12 protein-coding genes are annotated in these 23,161 nt (G+C 34.3%); all 12 read left to right on the forward strand.

Going from position 1 to position 23,161, the window contains the following annotated elements:
- The first annotated feature begins 139 nt into the window (after positions 1–139).
- The gene (locus tag GSY47_RS09440) at positions 140–4,264 is read left to right on the forward strand and encodes a hybrid sensor histidine kinase/response regulator transcription factor (RefSeq protein WP_218651429.1); all 4,125 of its coding nucleotides are present in this window, start codon (positions 140–142) and stop codon (positions 4,262–4,264) included.
- A 410-nt stretch (positions 4,265–4,674) separates the two neighbouring features.
- Positions 4,675–7,866 carry a SusC/RagA family TonB-linked outer membrane protein gene (locus tag GSY47_RS09445; RefSeq protein ID WP_218651430.1) on the forward strand — a complete coding sequence of 1,064 codons (3,192 nt, stop codon included), beginning with the start codon at positions 4,675–4,677 and terminating at the stop codon, positions 7,864–7,866.
- A 17-nt stretch (positions 7,867–7,883) separates the two neighbouring features.
- Complete coding sequence (locus GSY47_RS09450) at positions 7,884–9,662, forward strand: RagB/SusD family nutrient uptake outer membrane protein (RefSeq protein WP_179005973.1); 1,779 nt, start codon at positions 7,884–7,886, stop codon at positions 9,660–9,662.
- A 25-nt stretch (positions 9,663–9,687) separates the two neighbouring features.
- The gene (locus GSY47_RS09455; protein ID WP_179005974.1) at positions 9,688–10,857 is read left to right on the forward strand and encodes an IPT/TIG domain-containing protein; all 1,170 of its coding nucleotides are present in this window, start codon (positions 9,688–9,690) and stop codon (positions 10,855–10,857) included.
- Positions 10,858–11,006: 149 nt separating this feature from the next.
- Positions 11,007–12,293 carry an alginate lyase family protein gene (locus GSY47_RS09460; RefSeq protein ID WP_179005975.1) on the forward strand — a complete coding sequence of 429 codons (1,287 nt, stop codon included), beginning with the start codon at positions 11,007–11,009 and terminating at the stop codon, positions 12,291–12,293.
- A gap of 106 nt (positions 12,294–12,399) precedes the next feature.
- Positions 12,400–13,527 carry a serine hydrolase domain-containing protein gene (locus GSY47_RS09465; RefSeq protein ID WP_179005976.1) on the forward strand — a complete coding sequence of 376 codons (1,128 nt, stop codon included), beginning with the start codon at positions 12,400–12,402 and terminating at the stop codon, positions 13,525–13,527.
- A 191-nt stretch (positions 13,528–13,718) separates the two neighbouring features.
- Positions 13,719–15,164, forward strand: a complete 1,446-nt coding sequence (locus tag GSY47_RS09470; RefSeq protein WP_218651431.1) for a glycosyl hydrolase family 28 protein — start codon at positions 13,719–13,721, stop codon at positions 15,162–15,164.
- 128 nt (positions 15,165–15,292) lie between these two features.
- Positions 15,293–16,372, forward strand: a complete 1,080-nt coding sequence (locus tag GSY47_RS09475) for a DUF4861 family protein (RefSeq protein ID WP_246611303.1) — start codon at positions 15,293–15,295, stop codon at positions 16,370–16,372.
- 24 nt (positions 16,373–16,396) lie between these two features.
- Complete coding sequence (locus tag GSY47_RS09480; protein ID WP_246611304.1) at positions 16,397–18,046, forward strand: glycoside hydrolase family 43 protein; 1,650 nt, start codon at positions 16,397–16,399, stop codon at positions 18,044–18,046.
- Positions 18,047–18,246: 200 nt separating this feature from the next.
- Positions 18,247–19,527 carry a hypothetical protein gene (locus GSY47_RS09485; RefSeq protein ID WP_219071244.1) on the forward strand — a complete coding sequence of 427 codons (1,281 nt, stop codon included), beginning with the start codon at positions 18,247–18,249 and terminating at the stop codon, positions 19,525–19,527.
- 37 nt (positions 19,528–19,564) lie between these two features.
- A complete protein-coding gene (locus GSY47_RS09490; protein ID WP_179005981.1) occupies positions 19,565–21,169 on the forward strand; it encodes a hypothetical protein in 1,605 nt (534 codons plus the stop codon).
- Positions 21,170–21,171: 2 nt separating this feature from the next.
- Complete coding sequence (locus GSY47_RS09495) at positions 21,172–23,127, forward strand: glycoside hydrolase family 97 protein (protein ID WP_179005982.1); 1,956 nt, start codon at positions 21,172–21,174, stop codon at positions 23,125–23,127.
- Positions 23,128–23,161: the final 34 nt, after the last annotated feature.

Here is a 23,161-nt window from a genome sequence, read left to right on the forward strand (position 1 = left end):
GATAATTAAAACGAAATTAATATAATTCTAAATAATGAAGTGTTTATAGGATAATAGTACAATAAATGTGAGAATAATAGATTTAATACGAGGTGCATTATTAATACTCAGTTTTAATGTTAGTGCACAGTTTTCAAATTTGAAATTTGAGAATTTTGATACCAGCAAAGGGCTCTCTAGCAGTACTTGTGTAGAAATATTTCAGGATAAAGAAGGCTTTTTGTGGTTTGGTACCATTGATGGTTTAAATAAGTATAATGGATATGAATTTGAAATTTTCCGGCCAATTGTTAATGACAAGTATTCCATTAGTAACAATCGCATAAATGCCATTACAGAAGATCATTTAGGATATTTATGGATAGGAACGAGTAATGGTTTAAATGTTTTTGATAAAAAAGCACAGCGATTTTACAAAATTAATCTGGACAAAAATATCATCGATAAAACTAATCCGAGAGAGGAAATCAATTGTCTAAAATTTGATACTCTAAAAAGAATACTTTGGGTTGGTACTAAAAACGGTTTGATTAAAATTGATCTGTCAACTTTTTCAAATAACTTTCAAAGTTTAAAATCAGTTCGTTATACTGCCAGTTCTAAAAACAGTAATGCATTAGATAACAATAATGTTTCTAATTTGATATTAGATAAAAAAGGACAGCTTTGGATTGGAACAGCAGGAAATAATTTGCATAGGTACAATTCAAAAACAAATGTATTCGAACGTCAGAATATAAAATTTGAGACGAATCAGTTTTTAGATCATTTGCCTAAACAAATTATACTTGATAACAGAGGTGAATTTTGGATTGGTAATGATTTGGGACATTTGTATGTTTATAATTCGATCACTAAACAACATAAAAAAGTTAGTTCAGAGAGTTATTCAGTACCAATTTTTCATCTGTATCAAGATAACAAAGGTTTAATTTGGGTAGCTACCGATGGAGAGGGATTATATCTCTTAGATCAGCAAAAGGGATTAGTAAAACATCTGATCCAAAATCCAGATGATTCTTTTTCATTACCAAACAATCAGCCATCAAAAGTACTTCAAGATAAGGAAGGTATTTATTGGATAGCTACTTATAACAAAGGTGTAAGTAAATTAGCTTTATTTAAATCATCGTTTGGCCATCATTTCTACAAAGCTCAAACTACAAATAGTTTAAGTACTAAAATTGCACAGTCAGTATTTCAAGATAGTCATCAGCGAATTTGGATTGGAACAGATGGAGGAGGTCTTGATATGTATGATGATACAAAAGAAACGTATAAACATTATAAAAATATCCCAGGTAATTCAAATTCATTGAGTTCTAATAAAATTCTGTATGTAATTGAGGGCAATAATGATGAGTTATGGGTATGTACCTGGGACAGAGGTCTTAACAAATTTAATACAGAGACTGGTCAGGTAAAACGGTTTTTAAATGATCCGAATAATGCTTTTTCAATAGGCCAAAATACAGTTTGGTGTGCTGTTAAAGACAAACAAGAGAGACTTTGGCTGGGTACATCTTTGGAAGGACTAAATTTATTTGATACCCAAACAGAGCGTTTCTATCAGTTTAAGAACAGTCCGAATACACCAAAAAGTATAATTAGTAATTTTGTTTTTTCACTTTTTGTAGATTCCAAAAACAGACTTTGGGTAGGAACATCTATAGGTCTTTGTTATGTCAATCTTGATAGATTGGATGCCAGAATACCAAAGAAAATCCAGTTTGAAGAAATTAAAATTAAAAATGTCCAAGGAAATCGCGTAAACCAAGTAATTGAAGATTATAAAGGGAATATTTGGGTTGGTACAGATATGGGCTTATTTCAATTAGATAAGAATTTACAATTGAGAAAATCCTATTCTTCATCAAATGGTCTTCCAAATAATTTAGTGGTTGGTTTACAGGAAGATAATAACAAAAATATATGGATTAGTACAAAGAGTGGTCTGTCTCTATTAAGTCCTAAATCAGGTAAGATCATTAATTTTAATGTTCACGATGGCTTGCAAGGTCTAGAATTTCAAAGTAAATCAATAGCTAAAACTTTTGATGGACGTATAATAGCTGGTGGAATAAATGGGTTTAATTTATTTAATCCCAATGATATAGTGCTGAATTCAGATAAAGTAAAACCTATTCTTTCTGGTATAAAATTGTTCAATCAAAAAGTTAATGCCGGCGATACGATCAATAATAGAGTTTTGTTTGAAAATGATCTTAATAGTTTAGATAAATTAAAACTGGCTTATAATGAAGGTCATATATCAATAAGCTTTGTAGCCTTAAACTATCAGAATCCAGAGCGTGTAAAATATGCTTATAAAATGTCTGGATTGGATAAAGAATATATCAATGCAGATAATAATCGTATTGCAAATTATGCAAATCTGCCCCCAGGCTCCTATAATTTTGAAGTAATGTCTGCAATTGATGGTCAATGGGAAAATGCTGGTAAAACAAGTATTGAGATTAAAGTTTCTCCTCCTTTTTGGAAATCATGGTGGGCATATATTTTTTATATGATAACAGCAACAGCCATGATTTGGTTTGGACTAAAGTATTATACCCAAAGATTGAACGAGGAGAAAGAACAAGAATTGGATCAATTAAAACTAAAATTCTTTATCAATGTTTCTCATGAATTTAGAACACCCTTGACCTTGATATTAAATCCCGTTGAGAAAATATTGACTCACTTTAATGAGCCCGATGAAGTAAAAAGATCAGCGGCAATAATTCAAAAAAGCAGTAAACGTTTACTTTATTTAGTAGATCAGTTATTGGATCTTAGAAAAATGGATCTTGGTAAATCTCATTTAGAAATTGCTAATCTGGATATTGTAAAATTTAGCAAGGAAACTTTTTTCTTGTTTGAAGATTTAGCTAAATCCAAAAACATTCGTTTTGTCTTTGAATCAGAATTTGATCAATATTATGGAAATTTTGATGCCGATAAAATTGAAAAAATACTAGCAAATCTCCTATCTAATGCAATTAAGTTTACAGATAATGGAGGAATTATTACGTTGACATTATCTGAAATTTTTGTAGATAGTATAGGATATAAATGGAATTATTTAAGGCCTTCGATTAATCGAAAAATGATTCAGATTAATGTGTCAGATACGGGAATAGGTTTTAAAAAGAAACAGCTTAAAGAAGTCTTTCAGCGTTTTTTTCATGCCGATGCATCTAAAGCAGGAACAGGTATTGGATTGAATTTTACAAAGAGTCTTGTTGAATTGCACAAAGGAATGATTTTGGTTGAAAGCAAATATAAACAGGGCACAACTTTTAGTGTAAGACTTCCAGCAGATCTAAAAGAAGATGGCAAGAAGATTATAGAAGCAGGAAATATAACAGCACAAGGTAGCAATATGAATGCACTTTCATCTGCAGATTATGAAATTTCTATTGCCGATGAAAATATAAATTCAGATGCAATCGCTTCAGATGCAGACAAAAAAAGACCATTAATACTTTTAATTGAAGACAATAAGGTACTTCGGAGTCATCTTAAGGCTGAACTCAGCGAGCAATTTAGAGTTAAGGAAGCAGTCAATGGAGTAGCTGGTTTAGAAAAAATAAGAAAGTATTTTCCAGACATCATAATTAGTGATGTAATGATGCCAAAAATGGATGGTTTCGAATTATGCCAACAACTTAAAAGTGACTTTGAAATTAGTCATATACCTATTTTACTCCTTACAGCCCGTAGTTTAGATGAAGATCTGGCAACGGGTTATGAAAGAGGTGCTGATGCCTACTTGTCAAAACCGTTCAGTATCAATGTGCTTAAGGCACGAGTTAATAATTTGCTGGAAGCACGTAAGCGTTCCCGTGAACGTTTTGCAGCTGTAGGTGGAATTATTCCAGCATCTGATATAACAATTAATTCACTTGATGAAAAATTTTTAGATAAAGCTACAAAAGCAGTTGTAGATAATGTAACTAACGTCGATTTTTCTTTAGACGATTTGCTGAATGCCTTAAATATGGGACGTTCTCAGTTTTATCGAAAAATTAGTTCCTTGACGGGACAAAATCCAAGTAATTTTATTCGGACCATAAAATTAAAATATGCGGCAGAACTGCTAATTAGTGATTCATTTTCGATTAAAGAAGTCGCTCACAATTGCGGATTCAATTCGACGGCTTATTTTACGAAGACTTTTAAGGAAGTTTTTAATGTAACGCCTTCCCAATATATAGAAGAAAATAAAACAAGAAAAAATGAAGATAAGTCTAGTGACTAAAAACAGTAGAGAATTTTATTTAAATCCGATTGAGTATTCAAATCGGATTTTTTATTGTCTTAAAAATCGCGATTAATATCCTTAATTATTTTAAATAGGAGTGACTTAATAAACTTTATTATTAACCATAATGATAACAGTATAAAAAGTGCTTAAACTCCCAAATATATAGGCAATTACGCAATATTGAAATATAATTTATACTCTTTGAATCATGGTTTATACACTCTAGATTGCCAATTTTTTAATATTGCAATGTTCGATTTTGACGATTTAATAATTATTTCGATTCAAAATTGCGAGTATTAAAATTATTAACCATTAAAAATGTATTTATGAAATCTGTACTTACTTAAACATTATAGTATTAATAAACTTAAACTAATTATCAACGACCAAAACAAATCAAAATGAATAAACTTGTTTTAAATAAAACAAACTCAATTAATCGACTAAAGCCTGCTCTGCTCTGTTCGATGTTAGTTTGCATTTCTTCTCATTCATTCGCTTTAGAAAAGGGAAAGATTAGAATGATGGAAACAGTTGAGTTCAATAATGCAACTCAGCAGATAATAATTAAGGGAAAAGTAGTAACTGCTGAAGACAATTTAGGATGTCCTGGTGCTAACATTATGATTAAAGGCACTAATCAAGGCACAACAACTGACTTCGATGGAAATTTCACTATTAGTGTACCTTCTTCAGATGCCATTTTAGTTTTTAGCTTTATTGGCTATCAAGATCAAGAAATTTCAGTTGCGAGTAAATCGGTAATTAATGTAGCTTTAGTTGCTGATCAAAAAAAATTAGATGAGGTTATTGTGGTGGCTTATGGTACACAGAAGAAAGTAACTTCTACAGGTTCCATAGAAACTGTAACAGCTAAAACCTTTCAAGATAGAGCTGTAACAAATCCGGTTTTAGCTTTACAAGGAGAAACTCCAGGATTGGTAGTTACTCGAAGTTCCTCACGACCAGGGAGAGAAGCTATTAATATGCAGATTCGTGGAGCAACTTCAATCAATGGTGGTTCTCCATTAATTGTAATTGACGGAACTCCAGCGATAAATAATGAGGCCTTTTACAACATGAACCCAGACGATATTCAGTCGGTAACAGTACTAAAAGATGCTTCTGCGGCTTTGTACGGTTCTCGATCGTCTAATGGGGTAATTATGGTTACTACCAAAAAAGGAAAGTCTGGTAAAATGAAAATTGATTTGTCTACCACAACTAGAGTAAATACTTTAGGGATTCGACCACAATCGCCAACGATGCAGCAATATGCAACCATTTGGCTTGATGCAGCAAAGGAAGATGGAGCGCAAGCTAATTATTGGGGATGGCAGTCTAAAGAAAATTTACAATTAATGCAGTCAGGCTATGCAGGCATCTATTCTACATTATATTGGGGTGACGTTTATATCGCAAATGCACCTCGTTACGATGAAATGTTTGGAAGTTCTGTTTCTACGTTCAATAATGGAAGTATTTCAGGTGGAACTGAAAACACCAATTACCGAGTTTCTTATGGATATTCAGAAGATGTAGGAGCTTTGCAGACGGCTTATGACGGTAAAAAACAATATAATGTTCGTTTAAACTACGATTATAAGGTCAATAATTGGTTGAACTTAGAAACTAATATGTCGTATTTAAAATATAATTTGTCTTCTCCTTCTACAGGTTTAGACAGTTCATTAGCACAAGATCCACCTTTTTTCCCATCGAGAAATCCGTATGGACAGTGGTATGCCAATTTTAATATAGCAGGTAACCGTAATAGTGTGGCGGCAACAGTTGATGGAGGTAGAGATCAAACGACCAGAGATCAAATCATGATGAATTTAGCAGCTACTTTTAAATTGTATAAAGGTTTGACGTTTCAAACTAAAGTGGCATACAGTAAAGACTTTTATACAAACCTAAGATATGATATTACGGTGCCACAATACAGCTGGTACGGAGATTTAGCACCTGAATCGGTAAATTCTGCTTCTTCAATTAGACAAGAAGATAAACAAATAACGTATCAAAATTATGGTGGATTTTTAAATTATGAGAAACAAATAGGAGACCATAATTTTTCAGGATTATTAGGAATAACTGCCGAAAAGACTGAAGACACTAGATTGTATGGTTACAGAAAGGGATTTGTTGATAATGGAGTGTACGATCTTAATATGGGATCTATTGAAGAAAAAGTGGAGGCTACAGGTGGCCGTGGACATAATGGTTTATATTCTTATTTGGCAAGAGTTAATTATGGATATAAAAATAAATATTTAATTGAAGGAAGCTGGAGACGTGATGGCTCTTCTAAGTTTGGAGATGGAAATAAATGGAACAATTTCGGTGGAGTTCAAGCAGGCTGGGTGGTAACAGAAGAAGGTTTTATGAAAAATCTTAAACCCTTAAGCTACCTAAAATTAAGATATTCTTACGGCGAAATGGGATCACAATCAGGGATTAGTAATTATAGTTATGTATCTAATATCAACAATGGGAGTGCACTTTTTGGTTCTACGGCAGCTTTGCAAACAGCTAGTTCTGTAGCAGGTATTACTTCTAATGATATTTCGTGGGAACGAGTTGCAATGAATACATTTGGAGTTGATTTTAGCTTTTTTAATAAAAAACTCTTCGGTTCATTTGATGGATACAAGAAAAGGAACAACGGAATGTTGACCAATGTTATTTATCCAGATGTTTTAGGAGGTACAGCACCAAAAACTAATGCAGGTGAATTGGAAACAAAAGGCTGGGAAGCTACTCTAGGTTATAGAGGTCAGATTGGTAAATTCAAATACAGTATTGCCGCCAATATGGGAGACAGTCAGAACATTTTATTGAAAAAAGAAAATGCGACCGCTATTACAAACGGAGTTAATACAAATGGCGTTTTAGGTTATCCTTTAAACCCAATTTTCTTATACGAAACAACAAATTTATTTAGAAATCAGGCAGAAGTAGATGCTTATTATGCTGCAAATAATAATAATGGAGCATTACCAACTGGAGTTAATGCTTTGCGTCCTGGTGATACTCAAAGAGTAGATCTTAATAAAGATGGACAAATCGATGTTAAGGATGTGAAGTTTATGGGAGATACACAGGCGCATTATGTTTATGGGCTTAATTTAAATGGAACTTATGGCAAATTTGATACCTCTATTTTCTTTCAGGGAATGTTGCAGCAAAACGTTCTAAGAACCGGTTTCTTTTCATATCCATTTAACACATTATACGGTAGCCAGACTACAGCTTTTATAGGGAAGACTTGGACAGAAACGAATACGGATGCTGAATATCCTAGAATGACTGCCAATACAACTAGAGCAGCCTGGAACTGGGCAAGCAATGATTTTGCTTTACAAAACAACCAATACATTAGGCTGAAATCTTTAATTGTTGGTTATACTTTAGACGACTTGAAAATTGGAAATTTCCCAATTGATAAATTCAGAGTTTATTTTTCAGGAAATGATTTATTTGAATTTTCTAAAGTAAAAGATGGTTATGATCCAGAATATGGAGATAGTTCAAATACCATTTATCCTTTTGTGAGAACATTGGCGATAGGACTTAATGTTTCCTTTTAATTATTAAAATGACGAATATGAAAAATAGAGTATTAACCTTAATGCTGTCTTCAGTATTATTGTTTTCGAGTTGTCAAAATGATTACCTAGAATTAGATCCTTTGGATGCACAAACTGAAGCTTCTTATTTTAGATCAACAGCAGATTTTAAAGTTGCTTCCAATGATTTTTACAATAAAATGATCAGTTGGAAACCAATTAATAGTAGCAGTGTATTTTCTTTTATGGATTTTGGTACAGATCTTACTTCATTAGCGCAAGAAGAAGGTCGTGGTAATACAGTAGCAGGCAATTCAGATATTTACTGGACAAACCCATATAAATATATTAGAGCCAATAATATTTTATTAAAAGCTGCTGATCAGTATACAGGAGACAAAGCAGCAATTGCGCAATATGTAGCCGCTGCAAAATTCTTTAGAGCTTGGCATCACTTTTTTTTACTAAAACGTTTTGGAGGAGTACCTATCGTAACTACGGTAGTAGATATTAATGATGGGGTATTATATGGAAAACGTAACAGTCGCTACGAAGTGATGAAACAAATCATTAAGGATTTAGATGAAGCGATTCCAAATTTGCCTACTGAACAAAATATTTCGGGTGCTGATAAAGGACATCTAAGCAATTGGGCAGCCAAAGCTTTTAAGGCACGTGTTTTATTGTACGAAGCTACTTGGGAAAAGTATGTAGGCAATACTACAGATGGAGATGGTACTTCAACTGGAGCAGGTACTGCAGAAGCTTCTTCTAATGTAAATGCTTATTTACAGGAGGCAATTGTATTAGCAAAAGAAGTAATGACTAGTGGAGGCTACCAGCTTTGGAATTACAATACACAGCTAAATAATTTTAGTATGTGTTATTTATTCAATTTGGAAGATGCTGGTTCTAATCCTGCAGGTCTAGATAAAGCAACAAACAAAGAATATATTTTGTATAATAAATATGATTTTGGTTTGCTGCAAGGAGGCATTAATTTGAGCCATACGGTTTCTTCAAGGTTGGCGCCTTCACGCAAATTTATGGATATGTTTTTATGTAGTGATGGCCTTCCTGTAAACAAATCGCCTTTGTTTCAAGGGTATCAACATGTACAAGATGAGTACAAAAACAGAGATTATAGGTTGACTTCTTATTTTGTCGATGCAAATACGGATGCCATTCCTGCTCAAGGATCAATAAAATTATTCGGTCCAGGCGGAGATAGTGGATCAGGTTATGCCAACAGAAAATTCCGTTCGTACAAATATGGTACTTACAGAGCAGCAAACACAGAATCTCCTGATTATGCTCAAATTCGATTGGCCGAAGTGTATCTTATTTACGCAGAAGCCTTATTCGAATTGAATGGTGCTATTTCTGATGCTGAATTAAATGAATCAATCAATTTGCTTCGTCAAAGAGCTGGATTACCTGCATTAACGAATGCTTTTGTTACTGCTAATGGTTTAAACATGAAGGAAGAATTAAGAAGAGAAAGGGCTGTCGAATTATTTGGCGAAAATTCGCGCTACGATGATTTAAAGCGTTGGGGAATTGCTGAACAAGAATTAAACCAGCCAGTGGTAGGTTCTGTTATTCAAGGAACAGATTATGAAGGAAATGCAAATTTGTATAAACCAGCTTCATATCCTTATGGCGAAATTAGTGTAGCTACTGGAAAAGGAAATCTTAGAGCTTTGTTGTTAGACCCAGTATCCAATAGGAATTTTCAACGTAAACATTATTTGTTTCCTATTCCTTTAACGCAAATACAATTGAATGGGAAATTGGTGCAGAATCCAGGTTATTAATTAGGAATTTCTAAATGTATTCAAAATGAAGCAAATCATAAAAAACAATATAAAAGCGGTCGCAGCATTCGTAAGTATACTATTTATTACTTCTTGCAGTGATCAGGAAAGAGAATTCGTAGGAGATCCATTGGTTACTTATCCTGCAGTAACTATAAGTTCAGTTTCTCCCACTTCAGGGGCATCTGGGAATATAGTTACTTTAACAGGAGCCAATTTTGGTCAATACGTTAAAGCTGCAAAAATTTATTTTAATGGTATAGCAGCTACTGAAATTATCAGTTATACAGATACTTCTGTTCAAGTGCGTGTTCCGCAAGATGCAGGAACTGGGCCTATTACCGTAAAAGTATGGACAAATTCTGCTATTACAGCGGATTTTCAATATCTAACAGGTGCAACTGTAAGTGGTATTGCTCCAAGTTCTGTCAATGTGGGAGATTTAGTTGTCATTACGGGTAAAGGATTTGGAACTGATCTTTCAAAAGTAACAGTTAAATTTTCAAGTGATTTAACTGTAGATGCTTTCTCCGCTAAGCCGGTTTCTGTATCAGATACCCAAATTAATGTTATAGTTCCCAAAGGTGCTGCTACTGGTAAAGTAAGGGTTTGGCTGGAAAACCAAATTATCACTGGGCCTTCGTTAACTGTAATTGCTCCTCCTAAAGGGAAGTATATTTTTGAGTTTGATGATCCAGCAGATCCACAATGGCTACCAGCTCAAAATGCATCTTATAAAATAGAAGATGGTAAATTAAAGGTAACTTTTGATCCAACTCAGTTAGGTACATCTGCGAGTAAACGTCGTGCCGATTTGTATACTATTATGAATGGAGTATTTCCTTCTCCAGGAGGAACTGCCAAAGCTAAATTTATACAAGCTCCAGAATATCCAATATTAGCTATGAAAATTGCTTTTACAGGTACAGGAGCGGCTAAACCAGGAACTGGTAATATTATTATTGATCCTCTTCCAACAGGTAGTGCTAATCTGGGAAATAACAAATATAAAACAGATTTAATGGCTCAAAATGTAATTTATTATGACTTGTCTGCAGATTACACAACTTTAACAGAACTAACAACGAGACAGTTCAAAATAGCTGATATCGTAGGTGCTGAAACAGGTTATGAAGTAGATTGGATTCGCACATTTAAGAATCAAGCAGAACTAAAAGCTTTTTTAGGTTTATAAAATTTAAGTTAACCAAGCCAAGTAGCATTTTGTGTTACTTGGCTGGTTTACCATCATTAAATCAATTGTTTCGTATTACTATCAAGTTTTATGCTAAGTGAATCAAAGTAACTCTAGCAGAATAGTAATACCTATTAAAAAATAAGTATATGAAAAAAATAAAATTAATAAAAACCAAATTTGTTTGGGCATTGCTTGGTTCTATTGCCTTTGTTGCATGTTCCTATGATTATGGCTTGCCTCAAGAGAAGAAAGATGATCAAGCAAACGCTTCAGAGGATATTGTCGTTCCTGCTAACATGAAGTTTGTGCACCCTGGATTATTGCATTCAAAAGAAGATTTTGATCGTATGAAAACCAATGTAGCTAATAATGTAGATCCTTGGCTGGCTGGTTATAATAAAATGATTGGTAATAGCCATGCTTCTGCTACTTATGCAATGAAAGGACCAGTTGCTACCTTAATTAGAGGAGGAGGTTCTAAGGAAGAACCAGCATCAGACAATTATGCTACGGCTATGAATGATGCACATGCAGCTTATCTTACCGCTATTCGTTGGAAAATAACTGGAGATGTAGCTTATGCGAATAAATCTATTCAAATATTAAATGCCTGGGCTGCTACTTGTACCAGAATCAGTGGTGATTCTAATAAAGCATTAGGAGCAGGTATTTATGGATACCAATTTGCCAATGCTGCTGAAATTATGCGTGATTATTCGGGCTGGAATGCGGCTGATCTTGCAAAATTTAAGAAATGGATGTTAGATGTCTTTTATCCAGTAAATTATGATTTCCTGCAAACACATTACAATACCTGTTCTTCTCATTATTGGGCTAATTGGGATTTATGTAATCTGGCTTCTATTATGTCAATTGCTGTGTTAAACGATGATGTTGCAAAATACACCTATGTAGTTAATTATTTAATGAAAGGTGTTGGTAATGGTCAACTGATCAAAGCAATTAATTATGTGCATCCAAAAAGTGCTAATGATGATATTGATTTAGGACAAATTCAAGAAGCTGGACGTGATCAAGGACATGCTCTTATGGTAGTGGGATTATTGGGGACAATTGCTCAAATGGCAGATACTCAAGGACTAGATGTTTACGGATACAAAGATAATTTGATCCTTAAAGGAGCAGAATATGAAGCAAAGTTTAATTATGCTAGGTTAGCAGTGCCATTTAATAAATACACTAACTGTGATAATATTACGCATACAGCTGCAGCAGATGATGCCGCTCGAGGCCAAATCAGACCTGCTTGGGAAAGAATCTATAATCATTATACAGTAAAAAAAGGTATTAAAGCCAGATATATAAAAATGGGGAAAGATTTGGCTTATCCAGAAGGGGGCAGTGGCGAATATGATCCTAACAGTGGAGGATACGATGATTTAGGTTTTGGTACTTTATTGTATTCAAGATAATAGATCAAAAAGAATAGATGCCCGTAGACAGCATAGTTTGTTTTACGGGTATTTATAATTTAGAAAGTGTTTTAAGAATTTATAGAAAGTATCAAATTGAAATAAAATGCCAATAAACAATGTTTTTAGAAATAAATACCTTGTTGCACTAGGTATTCTTGTAACAATGATTGGTTGTAGGCCCGTATTTAATAAATCAAGCATAGAAAATGCACAAGAAAAATACGATTTTTCAGCTATAGATAACAAAATTCAAACTTGGATTGATAGCAGTTATTATTCAGGGGCTGCAATGATGGTTGTTAAAAATGACAGTATTATACTTAAAAAATGCTATGGGAATTATACCGAAGAAACTCAAGTTTTTATTGCCTCGGCAGGTAAATGGCTGGCAGCAGCAACTATTGCATCGATTGTCGAAAAAACAAAACTTTCCTGGGACGATAAAGTCAATAAGTGGCTGCCAGAATTTAAAGACAGCAAAGGCGAAGCTACTTTAAGACAACTTTTTTCCCATACAGCTGGTTTTCCTGATTATCAACCCAAAGATTCTGTCACAGATAATTACCAAACTTTAAAGGAATCTGTTAAACATATTGTCAATTTACCGGTAACAGCTAAGCCTGGCGAACAGTTTAGTTACGGTGGACTGGCGATGCAAGTAGCGGGTAGAATGGCTGAGTTAGCAACAGGTAAAGATTTTGAAAGTCTTTTTCTAGAAAATATTGCTGTTCCACTGGGAATGAAAAACACCCATTTTGTTCCAGTAAACGATGAAGGAGGTCATAGTCCTATGCTGGGTGGAGGTGCTCGAAGTACACTTGCAGATTATATGCACTTTTTAGATATGATTGCTCATGAGGGTAAATTTCAAGACAGACAAATACTAAGTAAGTTATCCATAACAGAAATGCAGGCAGATCAAGTCAAAGGCGCTTTAATTGATAGTAAAGAATATGTAGAGCGTGTTAGGTCTAAAAAACATAAAAGCATTTACGGATTAGGAGAGTGGCGGGAAGAGCTTGATGAGAAAGGCAACGTAATTTTAATTAGCAGTCCCAGTTGGGCTGGTGCTTATCCTTGGATAGACAAAACTACAAATACCTATGGTTTCTTTATTACCCATGTTAATGTAGTAAAAGCAAATGAAGACGGTTTTTCCTCTTTTTATAGTAGTCCTGTTTTACCAATTATGGTTCGTGATGTATATAAAAAAACAGCATTACCTAAGTAAAAAAAGATTCATAAGTATTGGAAAGAAGTAGCTTTTATGATGTTTTGTAAGCTAAAGAACAGAGATGCATCATAATTTATAGTCTTTGCACAATAAGTAATGAAGAGTATTTCTTTTTCTCATTAACATTGAAAAATGAAAATAACCAAGTACAGTTAATCTTCAAAATCAAGAAATTTAAAACTAACTAAATGAACCAGATATTAAGACATAAAACACAACTAACCATTTTATTCTTTTTGATTACCATGCAGTTGTTTGCCGTAACTAAAGATAGTTTAGTAGTATATCCATCTCCTGATAAAGTAAATAAAAATTCAGATTTCATTGTAAAAGTTAGAAAGTCTGGAGGACAATGGTTGGATGTTTTTGTGTATAATGTAAAAGTAGATCAAGTAGTAGGTACAGGGCATTCGGTGCAAACTGCTGCATTGGCTTCTTTTGACTTTTCAGGTGCCGTTGAGGTGCAAGTAACAGCTACAAAAGCTAAAATTACCCAATCGCGTATTAGACCGTTGGCATATCATATCCCATCAAAAGTAAAAGGAAATACGATAAACTTTATATTGAATAATCCAGTCAATTTATCAATTGAAATCAATGATGATATTTTTCACAATTTGCATCTTTTTGCAAATCCACTCGAAATAAATTCTCCCAAATTCACTGATCCGAATGTAATTTATTTTGGTCCAGGAGTTCATGAAATTCCAAATCAAAAATTAAATGTTCAGTCCAATAAAACAGTATATCTGGCTGGAGGAGCCATCCTAAAGGGGCAAATACGTTTAGACAGTGTATCTAATGTGACTATTCGCGGTCGTGGTATGGTCGATCAGGAAATTAAATTAGGTATTCATATTGCAAACTCCAAGAACATTAAAGTAGAAGGTGTTTTTGCTTCGCAGTGTTTAACAGGTGGATCTGATCAGGTAAATATTGAAAATGTTAAAACAATCAGTTTTTTTGGCTGGGGTGATGGAATGAATATTATGGCTAGTAATAATGTCCAGTTTGATAAGGTTTTCATCCGTTCATCAGATGATTGCACCACAGTATACGGGACTCGAAAAGATTTTAAAGGAGGCTGCCAAAATATTACCATGAAAAACAGCACACTTTGGGCAGATGTAGGCCATCCTATTTTGATTGGCACACATGGAAACAGTAACAATCCGGAACTGCTTGAAAATCTAACTTACAGCAATATTGACATCTTAGATCACAAAGAAAAACAACAAGATTATCAAGGCTGTTTAAGCATCAACGTAGGGGATAATAATACGGCTATAAATGTTCTTTTTGAAACTATAAGAATAGAAGATTTTAGAGAAGGTCAGTTGTTAAATCTTCGTGTTTTTTATAATGCAAAATATTGTACAGCTCCTGGTATGGGCATTGAAAATGTAATGTTCCGAAATATTGATTATGTAGGTAAAAATGCCAGTACTTCAATTATCGCAGGTTATAACGAACAACGAAAAATAAAAAATGTAGTATTCGAAAACCTTAAAATTAATGGAGTTTTGATACATGATGAAATGCTGGAAAAGCCTAAATGGTATAAAACATCGGATATGGCCGGTTTTTTTGTAGGTGAACATGTAGAAGAACTTTCCTTTAAATTAAAAAAATAATTATTTAAAATATGAAAATACCTAATCAATTAAAACTAATATTTTGTAGCTGCTTTACAGTTATATTTTTCACCTCCTGTATTTCTACGAATAAATCGGATGAAATTGAAATTAAAGTTAAAAACAGTTTGAATTTTGATAGAAAGGAAATTGTTACAGTAAAGCGTAACCAGATAGAGAAAGTATTAAAGAACAATTCAGAAAAAAATGTTCGTGTCAAATTGAAAGGAACGGAGAAGTTTTTAACTACCCAATGGATTGATTACGATAATGATGGTAAAGCCGATGAACTACTTTTTCAGGCTGAGGTGAAGGCAAAAAGTGTGTCAGATTTTGTGGTAGTGATTGATACAGTAAAGGAACCGCAATCAAAAGCAGTGGCCTATTCTCGTTTCGTACCCGAACGAATTGACGATTACGCTTGGGAAAATAATAGAGTAGCTTTCAGAGCTTATGGACCAGTAGCACAGCAATTAGTTGAAGAAGGCAAAGAAGGAGGCACACTTTCAAGTGGAATCGATCTTTGGCTTAAAAAAGTAGACTACTCTATTATTGATGATTGGTATGCTAAAAATGAGAAAGAAGCAGGTTATTATCACATCGATCATGGAGAAGGGTACGATCCTTATCATGTAGGCGCTAGTCGTGGTACAGGTGGGGCAGGAGTTTGGGTTAATGATAGTTTACAAGTAGGTAAAAATTATATTAACTATAAAACCATAGCCAAAGGACCGTTGCGTACTATTTTCGAATTAGATTATGCGCCGTGGAGTCAATATCAAATTAAGGAAACCAAACGTATTTCATTGGATTTGGGTAGTAATTTTTCAAAATTTGATATCATTTTAAAAGCTAAAGAGCAGTTTCCAAATTATACTATTGGAATTACACTCCATGACAAAAAAGGTGAAATTAATATCAACAAAACAAAGGGATGGTTTCGCCATTGGGAACCGATCGATAAAACTTTTTTAGGCGAAGGAATTGTACTAAATCCAGAATTAGTTACTCAGGCATTTGCAAATAACTCAACAATTCCTGACCAAAGTAATTTGTTGATTGTTACTAATCCATCGAAAAAAATCACTTTTTATGCCGGTTTTGTATGGACTGGTAGCAAACAAGTAAATGAGGTTACACAATGGGATGAGATGCTTAACAAACAAGCTGAAATAATTCAAAATCCTTTGCAGGTAACGGTGAATTAATTACAAATTCCTTAGATTATTAAAATGCAAAATTTAAAATATAGTACTTTTTTATTGATGTTTCTTTTCGTTGTAAAAACGGAAGCTCAAAAGGAGCGTACAATACAAAATCAAAAACCGTATGTTTCTCAGGTTTGGCAATCTGACAATGGAAATGGCACTTATGCCAATCCCATTTTATATGCCGATTATTCCGATCCAGATGTGATTCGGGTAGGAAACAATTACTATATGACGGCCAGTAGTTTTAATTGTACGCCTGGTTTGCCTATTTTGCATTCTACTGATTTAGTCAATTGGGAGATCATCAATTTTGCATTGCAAAAACAAGTGCCTGAAGAAGTATTTAATATACCACAACACAGTAGAGGGGTTTGGGCTCCGGCAATTCGTTTTCATAAAAATCAGTTCTACATTTATTGGGGAGATCCCGATTACGGTGTTTATATGGTAAAAACCAAAGATATTTACGGAAAATGGGACGAACCTATTTTGGTTATGGAAGGCAAAGGAATTATTGACCCTTGTCCGCTTTGGGATGGCGATAAAGCTTATTTAGTTCATGCATGGGCGGGCAGTCGTGCCGGTATAAATAGTGTATTAACTATTAATAAAATGAATTCAGAAGGAACTAAAGTTCTTGATGAAGGACAAAATGTGTTCGACGGTCACGATAAGCATCATACGATGGAAGGACCTAAATTATATAAAAAAGATGAATATTATTATATTTTGGCACCAGCAGGAGGTGTTGAAAACGGCTGGCAGGTTGCAATGCGTTCCAAAAATATTTATGGTCCCTATGAAGATAAAGTGGTTTTAGAGCAGGGCAGTACAAAAGTAAATGGCCCGCATCAAGGAGCCTGGGTTACAAGTCCAGATAACAATTCATGGTTTTTACATTTTCAGGATCAGGGAGTTTATGGTAGAGTTTTACATTTACAGCCTATGAGCTGGAAAGACAATTGGCCTGTCATGGGGAAAGACTTTGATGGTAATGGTATTGGTGAACCTGTAGCAAATTATAGTAAACCTTTTTCTAAATTAAAATCGCCCATAAATCATCCAGTCGAAAGTGATGAATTCAATAATGGAAAAATTGGTTTGCAATGGCAATGGTATGCAAACGGTTCTATAAAGTGGAGTGCACAGATTCCAGAAACAAATTATCTGCGTTTGTTTGCTATGAGTTTAAAGAACGAGCCTAATTTATGGAATGTACCTAATTTGCTTTTGCAAAAACTACCAGCTCCAAATTTTACAGCTACCACCAAAGTAAAGTTAACCACCGAGTGGAACACATCAGGTAAAAAAGCTGGATTATTACTTATGGGACAATCGTATGCTTATGCAGCTATTGCTTTTCATGATGAAAAATATTGGGTGCAGCAAGTTATTGCCGAAAATGCTATAAATGGAGAAGCGGAGAAAGTTGTAGCTGAAAAAGCTTTACTTTCAAATGAAGTGGAATTAAGAATGAAAATAACAGCTCCCGAGGCAAATTGCCAATTTAGTTATAGTGAAAATGGAATTGATTTTATTGAAATTGGTAACTCTGTAAAGGCACAAAAAGACCTATGGATAGCTGCTAAAATAGGAATCTTTGCCACAAGTTTAAACAATGTACGCATGGGCGGTTATGCCGATTTTGATTGGTTCAGAATTACAAAATAAATTATAACAGTATTAAGTAAGTAGTTGTACTTGCTAAAAATCAAAAATAAAAGAAGAAGGCAATGAGAAATTTCAAATCACTTTTAACAGCATTATTGGTATTTACTTTTGCTCTAATACAAGCGCAAAATAAAGCAAAACAAGTTGAAACACTTGAAGACTTAGAACAACTTGCCAAAAAGAATGGTCAAAATATTCAAATGAAACCAGGAGTGTATTCGCTTGCTGAGTATTTAACTAAAGATAAGATTACAAAGTTGTTATCAGAGCTTCCAGCAACAACTGAAGAACAAAAACGTCCTCCTCGTTGGTTCTTGCGCTTTGGCGGTAATAATAACACCTTTGATTTTACGGGTGTTACTTTTGAAATTAGTACTGAACTATACAAAATATTACCCTACGGTTATACTCGTTGTATTTTTATTGATGGAAAAGGCAATACAATAAAAGGTTTAACTATTAAAAACACAGGGTCTAAAAACATTGGGAGTAATGGTAATATTCTTTCCATTTTTGGAGATAACACTCTATTAGAAGATGTCAAATTATATGTAAGCGGTTCGACTTATGGCTATGGAGATTTATTTGGTAAAGGCGGTCCAAATTTGACTAACCTTCAAAAACAAAGTGGGATTATGATTGCAGGCCAAAACAACACTTTGAAACGATGTAGAGTGTACAGTCGTGCATTCGGACACTGTTTTTACATTCAAACACAAGGACATGTTACCGACAATGTAGTTTTAGAAGATTGTTATGCCGAAGGAGAAATGCGTACAACCAACGATATATTGGCAGAGTCGGGTGGTTTAGCCGAAAAATTAAAATACCAAAGCGTATATCAAAACCGTGATGGTCGTTATATGATTACTCCAGGATATACAAAATCACTGTGTGAAGATGGTTTTCGTACGTATGGCGGAGTAGGTAAAGTGACACTTCGTAATTGCACCTCAAAAAATACCCGTTCTGGTTTTGAAATTGGTGGTACAGAAGATGCTAAAAATCAAACCATATTGCAAGGTTGCCAAGCTTTTGGGACAGAAAGAGGTTTTTTAATCGGTTCTAATACAGTAGTGCGTGATTGCAGAGCCGACATACAGTTTGGGCCATTATTATATCTAAGAGAAAACACAGTAGGCGCTGATGTAGAATTAGAATTAGTTCCAAGTATGCCAAAGTCATTGGTGCATACTATCGCTACGATTGCTGGTAAAAACCATCGTGTAAAACTTTATACAAACGATGCTCAAGTAGTAATGCCAACTTTACCGATTATGCTGGGATTTGGTATGCCTGCTCATGCAGAAATGAGTTCGCCCATTTTACCAATGACAACTGAGAATATTGTTTTGGTTAATGATTTAACGCACAGTCTAATCATAAAAAATGATGAGGCTAAAAATCTTGAAATTACATCAACTCAACTACAGTTAACTAATACCGAAACTCAAAGAATGAACGGTAAAGGGAAATGGTAAAAATGTAAATGCTGGTAAAATTGAAAATTTAAAAAGAATGAGGACTAAATTCAAATTACTATTTTTTTTAAGTCTTGTAAGTTTAAGTGGCTACAGTCAGATATGGCAATGGAGTGTAAAAGTAAACACAACTATTTCAGCAGAAACAAATGACCACCCGCAAGCCTTTTTATGGATTCCCGAAAATTGCAAACAGGTAAAAGGAATTGTCTTTGGGCAGCATAATATGGTTGAAGAAGGAATCCTCGAACACACTTATTTTAGAAAAGTATTAACGGAATTGGGTTTTGCTGCAATTTGGGTTACTCCAGTTGTAAGTTGGACTTACGATACTTCTAAAAATGAAGATAAAATAGTCGAAAGTATTTTCGAATCATTAGCAGACGTTTCGGGTTATAAGGAGTTGGCTCATGCACCAATTGTCCCAATTGGACATTCTGCAATGGCAAGTTTTCCATGGAATTATGCAGCATTTAATCCGCAGCGTACCTTAGCCTTAGTTTCCATTCATGGCGATGCACCTCAAAGTCCTTTAACAGGAAGTGGCAAGCCTAATCCTGATTGGGGTAATCGAAATATAGATGGCATTCCAGCTTTATTTATAATGGGAGAGTACGAATGGTGGGAAGCTAGAATTCAGCCCGCATACAAGTACATAGCCAAACATCCAAAAAGTGTCATTACATTATTTGCCGATGCTGGTCACGGTCATTTTGATTATTCAGATGAGCTGGTAAAATATATGGCGGATTATATAAAAGCTGCAGCAATTCATAGACTTCCTCCAAAGGATAAAAATAATAGTTTTACTAACCTAAAGCCAGTAGAGCCAAGCTCAGGCTGGCTCATGGATAAGTGGCGAAAAGATTCGATTCCGCAGGCTGTTACTGCTTCTTTTGATAAATTCAAAGGAAATCGAACAACAGCTTCTTGGGTTTTTGATGAAAATTTGGCAAAGGCTACAGAGTCATTTTATGCCAAAGCGAGAGCTAAGGAAAAACAGTTCATTGGCTTTAAACAAAACGGTAAGATAGTAGAACCAGTAAAGAATCACGCCAATTTTCAACCAAAATTTTCACCTAATTCAGACGGCATTACTTTTAATTTAAGTGCTTTTTTTTCCGATTCCACTCATACTAAATCTACTTGGTCGCATGCCGTTACAAAACTCCAATTGGATAGAATTTGCGGACCGATTAAAAAGGTAAACGATTCAACCTTTCAAATTAGTTTTGATAAGTTAGGTTTTAATAATACAAAGCGAAGTAGTGATATTTGGTTATTAGCGCATAATAAAGGCGATAAGCAATACAAAAGTGTTGTACAGCAGGTAAATATAAAATTTCCATTAATTAACCAATCAGGTAAATCACAAAAGATTCAATTTGCAGCCTTAAAAAATGTCACAATAGAAACAAAATCAATACCATTAAAAGCTGTTTCGGATCAGAATGCAACGGTGCAATTTTATGTTAAAGAAGGCCCAGCTTTCATCAAGGATAATATTTTGTACTTATCAAAAATACCGCCTAAAGCAAAATTTCCAGTAAAAGTTACAGTAGTGGCTTGGCAATACGGAAATCAAACAGATTTACAATCAGCTACACCGGTAGAAAATCATTTTTTTATTAAAAAAGAATAAATATGAAAATCATACATCAAAAATATAGTTTAATGCTCTTAGTATTCTTTATGCAGATAGGAGTCTTTGCACAAACAATTGTAAATGAAACACTGCAAAAGTTAAATTCACCTGATGGTAATTATGAATTTACTTTTTACCAAAAAGAACTTACAGCAAGTAAGAAACAAATGTATTATTCTCTTTCTTATAAAGGAAAACCTGTAGTCTTAGAATCAGAATTAGGGGTATTGATTGAAAATCAAACTTTCGAATCGGCTTTAGGAATACCTAATGATACTTGTAAAGTATGGGGAGAGAATCTTAACTTTACAGGACTACTTAAAAATACCGTAAACCAAACTTGGAAACCGATTTATGGAGAAAAAGCTTTGATTGCAGATAATTATAATGAATTGACGCTTACATTTCGTAAAGGGCAAGAAACTCGCGCAAATTTGACAGACGGTTACGATAAGAATAAAAGTTATTTCATGAATGTGGAGGTTCGTGCTTATAACCAAGGCGTGGCATTTCGTTATTATTTTCCTGAACCTACCAATGGTCTTTTTCTGCATATCGTTGGCGAGCAAACACAGTTTAAAATGCCAGAAGGTACCTTGGCTTATTACGAACCTTGGGCACAAGGACCTTATGATTTACTGCCACTTAAAAACTGGAAAGGACAAAGTGAACGTCCGTTGACCATGAAATTGTCCAATCAACTTAACGTTGCAATTACGGAAGCGCAGATGGTCGATTATTCTCGTATGAAGTTAAGTTTAAATCCAACGAAACCCAATACAATTCAAGCAGCGTTATATGGAAGTATCGATGTAATTCCGGCTTACGCGACTCCTTGGCGTGTCATTATGGTGGCCGAAAAAGCAATAGATTTAATTACAAATAATGACATCATACTGAATTTGAATCCAGAAAATCAAATCAAAAACACAGCTTTTATCAAACCAGGTAAAGTAATTCGTGTTGCAAAACTAACTCAGGCCGATGCTAAAAAATGTGTTGATTTTGCAGTAGAGAGAGGTTTGCAGTACATTCATTTAGACGCGGGTTGGTATGGCCCGGAAATGAAAATGAGTTCTGATGCTACTACGATTTCAGAAACTAAAGATTTCAATATACCTGAGTTAACGGCTTATGCTTCATCAAAAGGAATAGGAGTTTGGGTATATGTGAATCAAAGAGCTTTAGTGCAACAGTTTGATAGTATTTTACCATTATATAAAAAATGGGGAATTAAAGGTATTAAATTCGGATTTGTACAAGTTGGAAATCAGCGTTGGTCGACCTGGCTTCATGAAGCAATTAAAAAATGCGCTGAATATGAAATGATGGTGGATATACATGATGAATACCGTCCTACAGGATTCAGCCGTACCTATCCCAACTTAATGACACAGGAAGGAATTCGTGGTAACGAAGAGATGCCAGATGCTAATCACAACACCATTTTACCTTTTACACGTTTCTTGGCAGGCCCAGCCGACTATACGATTGCTTATTACAATAATCGTATTAAAAATACTCATGCCCATCAGTTGGCTTTGTCAGTGGTGTATTATAGTCCAATTCAATTCTTCTATTGGTATGATCAGCCTGCATTTTACCAAGGAGAATCAGAAATAGAATTCTTTGATAAAGTCCATACAGTATGGGATGAAACAAAGATTATTAATGGCGAAGTAGGCGAGTTTATTACGGTAGCTCGTAAAAAAAGAAACGATTGGTTTGTTGGCGCAATCACAAACAATCAATCGCGTCAAATCACAATTCCTACCGCTTTTTTGACTAAAGGAAAAAAATACACTATCAAAACATTTCAGGATGATGATGCAATTCAAACGCGAACCAAAGTAGCGGTAAAAGAACAAATCATAAAAGGAGGAGAAATGCTTTATTTTAATCTAAAAGCAAGTGGAGGAGTCGCGATTATAATTAGTGAATTACCTAAAAAATAAATTGCCTATTATAGTTTCATGTTTTTAAGGTAAT

It is taken from the genome of Flavobacterium quisquiliarum (assembly GCF_019308285.1).
Classification (GTDB): domain Bacteria; phylum Bacteroidota; class Bacteroidia; order Flavobacteriales; family Flavobacteriaceae; genus Flavobacterium; species Flavobacterium quisquiliarum.